Raw genomic sequence first — 1,588 nt, forward strand, 5'->3', positions numbered from 1 at the left:
TCCAGTCACCGGCGGCGGGACCGCGCCGCGTACACGGCGGGCGTACGGCGGGTGCGCGAGCACATCGCGCGCGGAGAGGTCTACCAGGCGAACCTCTGCCGGGTGCTGACCGCGCCGCTGCCGGACCCGGCAGCCGCCGACGTCGACGCCCTCACCGCGCTTCTGGCCCGCGGCAACCCCGCCCCCTATGCCGGAACGATCCGTCTGCCCGCCCACGGCGTGGAGATCGCCACCGCGTCCCCCGAGCTCTATCTGCGCAGGGAAGGGGCCCTGATCTCCTCCGGCCCCATCAAGGGGACCGGCCGCACCGCCGCCGACCTCCTCCCCAAGGACCACGCGGAGAACGTGATGATCGTCGACCTGGTCCGCAACGACCTGGGCCGCGTCAGCGAGACCGGCACCGTCGCCGTCCCCGAGCTCTGCGCCGTCGAGGAGCACCCCGGCCTCGTCCACCTCGTCTCCACGGTCACCGGCCTCCTCCGCGAGGACGCCGGCTGGCCCGAGCTGCTCGCCGCCACCTTCCCGCCCGGCTCCGTCACCGGCGCGCCCAAGTCCAGCGCGCTGCGGATCATCGAGGCCCTGGAGACCGCGCCCCGCGGCCCGTACTGCGGAGGCATCGGCTGGGTCGACGCCGACGCGGGCACCGGCGAGCTGGCCGTCGGCATACGCACCTTCTGGATCGACCGCCCCGAGGGCGTGCTCCGCTTCGGCACGGGCGCCGGGATCACCTGGGGCTCCGACCCGGAGCGCGAGTGGGAGGAGACCGAGCTGAAGGCGGACCGGCTCGTCGCGATAGCGTCGGGCGCCTATGAGTCATCCGGCGCCTACGAGTCGGGCGCCCGTGAGGCGAGCGGAAGGGCCACTTCTCGATGAAACTCTGGGTCAACGGCGGGCTGCACGACGCGGAGACCGCCCGGGTCTCCGTACTGGACCACGGACTGACCGTCGGCGACGGCATCTTCGAGACGGTCAAGGCGGAGCGCGGCGAAACGTTTGCTCTCACCCTCCACCTGGAGCGCCTCACCCGCTCCGCCCGCGGTCTCGGACTGCCCGACCCGGACCTCGACGAGGTCCGCCGCGCCTGTGCCGCCGTCCTGGAGGCCAACCCGATGGAGCTCGGCCGGCTCCGCATCACGTACACCGGTGGTCCCTCCCCGCTCGGCTCCGAGCGCGGCGACGCCGGGACGAGCCTGGTCGTCGCCCTCGGCGAGACCGGTCGCCGCCCCGACTCCACCGCCGTGATCACCGTCCCCTGGACGCGGAACGAGCGCGGCGCCCTCACCGGCCTCAAGACCACCTCGTACGCCGAGAACGTCGTCGCCCTCGCCAGGGCGCGCGAGCAGGGGGCCTCCGAGGCGCTCTTCGCCAACACCGTGGGGCAGCTCTGCGAGGGCACCGGCTCCAACGTCTTCGTCGTGGTCGACGGCCGGATCCTCACCCCGCCCGTCTCCTCCGGCTGCCTCGCGGGCATCACGCGCGCGCTCGCCGTGAAGTGGACCGGCGCCGAGGAGACCGACCTGCCCCTCGAGATGCTCGAAAGCGCCGACGAGATCTTCCTGACCTCGACCCTCCGCGACGTCCAGGCCGT

General features: G+C 73.4%; 2 protein-coding genes. Both read left to right on the forward strand.

Features of this window, described 5'->3' with window-relative positions:
• Positions 1 to 873 (forward strand): chorismate-binding protein (locus CCN56_RS40180; protein WP_107484320.1); only part of this gene is annotated, 873 nt, incomplete at its 5' end.
• A partial coding sequence (locus tag CCN56_RS40185; protein ID WP_086832498.1) for an aminotransferase class IV occupies positions 870 to 1,588 on the forward strand: 719 nt, incomplete at its 3' end. The genes CCN56_RS40180 and CCN56_RS40185, both read left to right, overlap by 4 nt.

Origin of the sequence: Streptomyces sp. NRRL B-24572 (assembly GCF_002156145.1) — a bacterium.
Taxonomy (GTDB): Bacteria; Actinomycetota; Actinomycetes; order Streptomycetales; family Streptomycetaceae; genus Streptomyces; species Streptomyces vietnamensis.